At 68.0% G+C, this 7,397-nt stretch carries 5 protein-coding genes; 4 read left to right on the forward strand and 1 reads right to left on the reverse strand.

Annotated elements, in window-relative coordinates; genetic code table 11:
• Positions 1-168: 168 nt before the first annotated feature.
• Positions 169-2,010, reverse strand: coding sequence for a sulfoacetaldehyde acetyltransferase (xsc, locus tag VG502_RS07420; protein WP_325549396.1), 1,842 nt, complete (start codon positions 2,008-2,010; stop codon positions 169-171).
• A gap of 181 nt (positions 2,011-2,191) precedes the next feature.
• On the opposite strand from xsc, the gene VG502_RS07425 reads away from it, so the two are divergent.
• From VG502_RS07425 to VG502_RS07440, 4 genes are all read left to right on the forward strand, one after another.
• Positions 2,192-3,001 carry an IclR family transcriptional regulator gene (locus VG502_RS07425; RefSeq protein ID WP_325549397.1) on the forward strand — a complete coding sequence of 270 codons (810 nt, stop codon included), beginning with the start codon at positions 2,192-2,194 and terminating at the stop codon, positions 2,999-3,001.
• Positions 2,998-3,963 (forward strand): AAA family ATPase, encoded by a 966-nt coding sequence (locus VG502_RS07430; protein WP_325549398.1) that lies wholly within the window; start codon positions 2,998-3,000, stop codon positions 3,961-3,963. Before VG502_RS07425 ends, VG502_RS07430 begins: the two co-directional genes overlap by 4 nt.
• A gap of 2 nt (positions 3,964-3,965) precedes the next feature.
• A complete protein-coding gene (locus VG502_RS07435; RefSeq protein WP_325549399.1) occupies positions 3,966-5,642 on the forward strand; it encodes a cobaltochelatase CobT-related protein in 1,677 nt (558 codons plus the stop codon).
• Between the two features lie 648 nt (positions 5,643-6,290).
• A partial coding sequence (locus tag VG502_RS07440) for a DUF222 domain-containing protein (protein WP_325549400.1) occupies positions 6,291-7,397 on the forward strand: 1,107 nt, incomplete at its 3' end.

Genomic DNA, 7,397 nt, shown 5'->3' on the forward strand with positions numbered 1-7,397 from the left:
TCCGCCATTGAATCGGGCTGCTGGAGGTGTGAGCAGTACCACACCCGTGCACACTCGTGGTACCAGCCATGCACAAGCTGGTGAAAATGGCAAGGGGCCGAGGCCCGACCGGTGTTCACCGGTCGGCCCTCGGCCCTTGCTGTATGACGAGCTCAGCGCACGCGTCGCCTAGACATAGTCCTGGTACTTCTTGAGCAGGCGCACCGGCTTGGCCAGTGCGTCGCGCCGGAACGGGTCGCCCAGCTCGCGGGTGCACATGATCTCGATGACGGTGGTGACACCGTCCTCCATCTGTGCCTTGACGGCGGCCTGCAGGGCCGGTCCGACATCCTCCAGCTTGTCGACGGTGACGCCGTCCGCGCCCATCGAGCGCGCGACCTCGGCGAAGCTGGGGTTGTCCAGCTCGCCGGCGACGAAGCGCCGGTTGTAGAAGTCGACCTGGTTCTTCTTCTCAGCACCCCACTGCCGGTTGTGGAACACGACCGACGTGACCGGGATCTGGTGGCGCACGGCCGTCATGATCTCGGTCATGCTCATCGACCACGCACCGTCACCGGCATACGAGATCGCAGGCCGGTCCATGGCCGCAGCCTTGGCGCCGATGATCGTCGGCAGCGCGTAGCCGCAGTTGCCGAAGCTCATCGGTGCGAAGAAGGAGCGCGGCTCCTCGAAGCGCAGGTAGGAGTGGGCCACCGAGTTGATGTTGCCGATGTCGGTGGACACCATGACGTGCTCCGGCATCGCCTTCTCCAGCTCGCGCAGCACCTGGCGCGGGTGCAGCCAGTTGCCGTCCTCGCCGTCGGCCTCGGCGATCATGTCCAGGCTGTAGTCGTCCTTCTCGTGAGTCCAGTCGTCGAGCTCGGTCTCCCAGTCCTGCTTCTCGGTGGCGATCCGCTCGGCGCGCTTCTCGCGGGTCTCGTCACAGGCCAGCGTGCGGTCGCGCAGCCGGTCGGTCAGTGCGGCGGCCGATTCCTTGGCGTCGCCGCAGATGCCGACCGAGATCTTCTTGACCAGGCCGAGCATCTTGTGGTCGGCGTCGACCTGGATGATCTTGGCGTCCTTGGGCCAGTAGTCCATACCGTGCTGCGGCAGCGTGCCGAACGGGCCGAGCCGGGTGCCGAGCGCGAGCACGACGTCGGCCTGGCTGATCAGCTTCATCGCGGCCTTCGAGCCCTGGTAGCCGAGGGGGCCGCACCACAGCGGGTGGCTGGCCGGGAACGAGTCGTTGTGCTGGTAGGAGTTGACCACCGGCGCACCGAGGCGCTCGGCGAGCGCCTTGCACTCCTCGACACCGTCGGCCATCACGACGCCGCCGCCGGAGACGATGACCGGGAACTTCGCGCCGGCCAGCAGCTCCGCGGCCTCGTCGAGCGACTTGGTCCCGCCGGGCCCGCGGTCGAGCACCTGCGGCTGCGGGATCTCGCACTCCAGCTCGCCGTAGAAGAAGTCGCGCGGGATGTTCAGCTGGGTGGGGCCGAGCTCGGAGTGGGCGCGGTCGAAGCAGCGAGCGGTGAACTCCGCCATCCGCTTGGGGTTGTTGACATGCCCCTGGTACTTCGTGAACTCCTGGAACATCGGCAGCTGGTTGGCCTCCTGGAAACCACCCAGGCCCAGACCCATCGAGCCGGTCTCCGGGGTCACGATGACGACGGGGCTGTGCGCCCAGAAGGCGGCCGCGATCGCGGTCACGCAGTTGCTGATGCCGGGGCCGTTCTGGCCGATGCAGACGCCGTGGCGGCCACTGGCCCGGGAGAACCCGTCGGCCATGTGCGCCGCGCCCTGCTCGTGTACGACGGGAACCAGCCGTATGCCGGCCGGCGCGAAGATGTCCATCGCGTCCATGAACGCCGACCCCATGATCCCGAAGATCGTGTCGACCCCGTTGGCAACCATCGTCTCGACGAACGCCTCGGAGGGCGTCATTCGTTGCACACCGGCCGACTCGTCCGATCGTCCGGCGACTTGCGACTTCAGCGTCTGTTCTTCGACGCTCTCAGCGAGATCGGTCATGTGCTCCGCTCCTTCAAGTGGTGAATCCTCGACATCGTTGTCTCAGAAAACGGAACGTCGAGGTCGAAATTATTGAACACGATGGACGGTAGGCCGACGCTGCAGTACTGTCAAGGAAATCTCATTTTCTTGTCCGTTTGGTACCGTTTTTCGAAATGCCCGCACTTGTCGAAAGGCCACCATGAGTTCAGCTGCGCAGCCCGGTCCCCGCGAACTGTCCGCGGATCCACTCAGCGGCGAGACTCCGGCGCTGCGGCTCTTCGCCCTCATGGAGCTGATCGGCGGCAAGGATCACTTCGTCACCCTGCAGGCGCTGGTCGAGGAGACCGGACTGCCGAAGCCGACGGTGCATCGCATGCTCCAGCAGCTCGAGACGGCGGGCCTGCTGGCGCGCCAGGCCGATGGACGGCACTACGGCACCGGTGCCCGGCTGCGAACCTTCGCCGAGACGCTGATGCTCAACACCATGCAGTTCGGGGCCCGTCACGCGGTGCTTCGCCACCTCGCGGCCGAGACCGGCGAGACCTGCAACATCACCGCGTTGTCCGGCGACGAGGTCGTCTACCTGGACCGGGTCGAGACCGACGAGCCGCTGCGCGTGCAGCTCGGCCCGGGCTCCCGCGTGCCGATGCACGCCTCGGCGAGCGGCAAGCGGGTGCTCGCCCAGTTGAGCAGCGCCCAGCGGCACCGGTTGCTCGGGCACGCACCGCTGGCCCGTCTCACCCCGCACACGATCACCTCGATCGAGGAGCTCGACGCCGAGTTGGACACGATTGCCGAGCAGGGCTACGCGATCGATGACGAGGAATATCTGCCGGGCCTGGTCTGCATCGCGGTGCTCGTGCCGAGCGAGGGCGAACGATCCAATCTGTGCGTGGCCACCCAGGCGCCCGTCCTGCGCATCGACCGGTCGTCGGCGACCACGCTGCTGCCGGCGCTGCGCAAAGCCGCGTCCGCACTGGCGGACATCGAGCGGGAGGGCAACCGATGAGCACTCTGCTACGCACCGAAACCGCTGCTGTACGAGAGCTTTTCGGCATCGAGACATCGATGCGAGTGCCGCTCGGCGCACCACAGGACGACCTCGCCGAGCACGTGCCGGAGGTCGATCCGGCATACGTCTTCGATCCGGACGTCACGCTGGCGATCCTGTCCGGCTTCGCGCACAACCGCCGGGTGCTGTTGCAGGGCCTGCACGGCACGGGCAAGTCGACGCATGTCGAGCAGGTGGCGGCCCGTCTCGGGTGGCCGTGCGTGCGCGTCAATCTGGACGGCCACCTCTCGCGGCTCGACTTCGTCGGCCGTGACACTGTCGTGGTGCGCGACGGGGTGCAGGTCACCGAATTCGCCGAGGGCATCCTCCCGTGGGCGCTGCAACGTCCCGTTGCACTGCTGCTGGACGAGTATGACGCCGGCCGGCCCGACGTGATGTTCGTGCTGCAGCGGGTGCTGGAGCACGAGGGCAGCCTGACGCTGCTGGACCAGAACCGCGTGCTGCACCCGCACCACGACTTCCGCCTCTTCGGCACGGCCAACACCGTCGGGCTGGGCAACACCAGCGGTCTCTACCACGGAGTGCAACGACTGAACCACGCCCAGCTGGACCGCTGGTCGGTGGTCGCGACGCTGAATTACCTTCCGGCAGAACGCGAATCGGACATCGTCCTCGGCCGCGTGGCCGACCTGCGCACCCGCCCCGAGCTGGTCGCGGCGATGGTGGAGTTCGCCGGCCTGACCCGTCGCGCCTTCGCGGCCGGCGACCTGTCAACGCTGATGTCGCCGCGCACGGTGATCAGCTGGGCCGAGAACATCGCGATCTTCGACGACGTCGCCCGGTCACTGCGCTTGGCCTTCACCAACAAGTGCGCCGACGACGAGAAGCCCCTGGTGGCGGAGTTCTTCCAGCGTTGCTTCGACGCCGACCTGGATGTCGCCCTGCCCGCCAGTGCGTAGACATGACCACCGACGTTGACGTCGCACCGGCGGTCGCACTCGCCGAGCGGTCCGCAGCCACCGCGCGGGCACTGGGCGGTGTCGGGCTGGTCCGGAGGGGCGAGCTCCTCCTCACCGAGGGCGGCGCCCGGCCGGTCAGCGCCGCCCACGTCGCGACCGGGGACCTGACGGACGGCACGACATCGGCCGGCGTCGCCGACGCCGTGGGCGCACGGCTGCAGCACAGTGACACCGCGGTGCACGCCCGGCGGATGCCGGAACCCGAGATCGCCCGCGTCGTCTTCGAGCTTGCCGAGCAGCTCCGCTGCGAATCCCTCGTGCCTGCAACGCTTCCCGGCGTACGCCGCAACCTTGCCGCATTGTTCGATCGATGGGTCGAGGCAGCCTGGCGCACCGGCGCCATCGAGACGGAGCTCGGGCTGCACCTGCTGACCATCGCCGTCGTGCTGCGGTCCAGGCTCACCGCGACCCCGATCGCGGAGAGCCTGGAGGACACCATCGAGGCCACCCGGTTCGGGCTCGCCGACTCGATCGGCCATCCCCTGCGGGTGCTGTCGCGCCGGGCTACTGACCAGGCCGCCTTCGCGGATGCGGCGCTGCGGATCGCGCTGGTCCTCGCCGAGCGTTTTCCGGAGGACCGCAGCAGTGCCGAGCGCGGCACCCTGCGTGACGTCGGGTTCGTGCCGGTCGTGCCACCCGGGTCCGACGGTGACGCTCCGGCCGATGGCGGCACCGTCGGCGCTTTGTCTCCTGCGCGCATCCGCAGCGAATATGCGGTGTTCACAACGACATACGACAGGGAGTCGGACGGCGCCACCCTCGGCCGCCCTGAGCAGCTGGACCGCTGGCGGCTCGCGCTCGATGAGACCCCACGACCGTTCCCGGCCGGCCGGGTCGCCCGAATCGCCGCCGCACGACTGAGCACCCGCATCGAGGAGGGCTGGTCGGCCGGCGGCGATGAGGGGCTGCTGGACTCGGCACGCCTCGGCGAGTTCGTCGCGCGCCAGGACCCCACCGGCATCTTCCGGCTGCCGACGACCCGGTCGCATTGCGATGCCGCAGTGACGATCCTGCTCGACTGCTCGGGGTCGATGCGCCGGCACAACGCGGCGACGGCGGCCCTGTGCGACCTGCTCGGGCAGGGCCTCGAGCTGGCCGGTGTCCCCGTCGGCGTGCTCGGCTTCAGCACTGTCGACTGGCACGGCGGCCGAGCCGCCGCGCAGTGGCGCGACGCCGGATCTCCTTCTCACCCGGGCCGATTGGGCGGGTTGCACCATGTCGTCTTTGCCCCGGCCCGCAGTCCGTGGCGCGTCGCGCGGCGAGGTTTGCCGGCTCTGCTGCGCCCCGACCTGTATGCCGAGGGCGTGGACGGCGAGGCGCTGGAGTGGGCGGCCGGCATCGCCATGCAACAAGAGGCGGGTCGACGAATCCTGTTGGTGATCTCCGACGGCGGACCGATGTCCACCGCCACCCGGGACGCCGAAGGCGCGTCATACCTCGACCGGCATCTGGCGGCAGTCGCCGACTCCATCGAGCGCGACGGCCGAATCGAGTTGTGCGCGTTGGGGATCGACGCCGACCTGAGTGCTTTCTACCGGCGCAGCCGTACGGTCAGCTTCGGGGAGCGCCTCAGCCGCGACACCGTCCATGCGGCACTGGACCTGATCACCGGCTTCTGAGGTCCGCGGATCGCGGGCCAGTGACCGGGCGTCCCACCAGAGCATGCCGACACACGACGTCAAGATGGCACAGCAGACGACCGCCCGGATCTGCGATCGATCCCTCACAGCTGTGGCCAGATTCAAAAACGTCGTGGTCGCGGTGACTAGAGCGCCGAGAACGTGCACAGGCGTCTGACTACGCGTTTGCGGCGTACGACCCATGTGGCTCATCGCTGTACATGCGCTGTCATCTTGGGCGAGCGGTTGTCCACCTCGCCCACATTGCCGGGCTCAGACTCGCGCCGCCAGACCCAGATTGACCGCTAATGGCTGCACCGCACCGGCTCGACGATTATTGGATCGACGAGCAAGAGCCGTCGGCCGGATCGAGTCGCTGGCGTTGGGTCGCGCTTGTTATCCACGGGTCAGCCTCGCCGGGCCAGATCGGTGTTCGTGCGCTGCAGCGATCGACCCCCACTCGCGGGCCCATGGGCGACCCTCTCGCGAACTGTCCGTGTCGTCTCGGAACTCACTCGCCGCCAGGTCGGCCGGTCGACCCATATACGGATTACCCGAAATGTGTTCGATGAAATGCTGGCGATTGACACCCTCATCCAGTATCCTGTAAGTAAGCGAAAACGCTTACAGGGGAAGGGGATTCACGCCATGGACATCGATCATCAGGCAGTCCCCGACGCCCAGAAAGCGGAGCCCGGTCGCGGACCGGAAGTGCTCGCCGGGTTGCACGCGCTGGCTGGGCTGCTGGATGAGATTCCGGGTGCGATGCACCAGCTCGGAGCCGCCGAGGAAGGCGAATTGGTGTCCGTGCTGCTCCGGCTGCATGGCCGGTCCGCGCAAGTCGCCACCGTCGTCACCTCGGATGCAGTCGAGCGGGGCACAGTCGAGAAGGCCCCTGCCGCTACGACGAGCCAATGGCTGATGGGCCACCTCGCCGACGGTGTGCCGGTCGAACCGAAAACAGTCCGGGCGATGGCCTCGGTCGCCGACGCCTGCCGGGCCCGGAAGAACTCCGTCATCGCGGCCGCGTTGCGGGACGGGTCCTGTTCGGTCGAATCCGCACGCACCGCGCTCACCCAGGCGGACAAGGTCGCACCCGTGATACCGACCGCGGACCGGGACGAGATCCTGGGCTGGTTCCTGCAACTCGACCCGACCTTGGGCGCTGCGGGACTCACCCAGTTGACGCGGCGGATCATCGCCAAATTCGCCCCCGACGAGTTGTCGGACAAGGACGAAAAACTCGAGAACACCGAATCGTTGACCTGGTCCACCACACCAACCGGGATGACCCGCCTGGTGGCGGAGTTGTCGCCGGCGAACGCGGCGGTCCTGAAGGAAGCGATCACCGCCAAATCCGCACCCAGACCTGCCAAGTCGACCGAAACGACCGAGAAGGCCGCTCCGGCGGACGCGGAGGGAACTGGCAAGACCGATCACGGCGACGGTGTGTCTCCGGCTGGTCGGACCGGCGGGACCGGTGCCGCGTTCGGCCTCCGCCCCGACGGCACGGAGCAGGGTTCCGCCGATGCTCCCAAAGCTAACGGTGAGTCGGTGCGTGATGAACGGTCACCGGGTAAGCGGCGGGCCGACGCGCTCATGGAGCTCGTCGGTGCCGGTGCTCGGGCGGCGACCGGTGAGGGCACCCAGGCCAGCGCCGCCACCGTGCTACTGACCATGGGGCTGCAGGACCTGCTCAATGGTCACGGCGCCACCACCGCCACCGGTGACCTGGTCGATGCGGGTGCGGCTCGC

The sequence above is a fragment of the Flexivirga sp. genome (genome assembly GCF_035551235.1).
Taxonomy (GTDB): Bacteria; Actinomycetota; Actinomycetes; order Actinomycetales; family Dermatophilaceae; genus Flexivirga.

What these genes read in the sequence shown, in the direction of transcription:
- VG502_RS07435 (WP_325549399.1), top strand. Translation starts at nt 3,966, where the DNA reads ATGACCACCGACGTTGACGTCGCACCGGCGGTCGCACTCGCCGAGCGG.
- VG502_RS07430 (WP_325549398.1), top strand. Translation starts at nt 2,998, where the DNA reads ATGAGCACTCTGCTACGCACCGAAACCGCTGCTGTACGAGAGCTTTTC.
- xsc (WP_325549396.1), bottom strand. Translation starts at nt 2,010, where the DNA reads ATGACCGATCTCGCTGAGAGCGTCGAAGAACAGACGCTGAAGTCGCAA.
- VG502_RS07425 (WP_325549397.1), top strand. Translation starts at nt 2,192, where the DNA reads ATGAGTTCAGCTGCGCAGCCCGGTCCCCGCGAACTGTCCGCGGATCCA.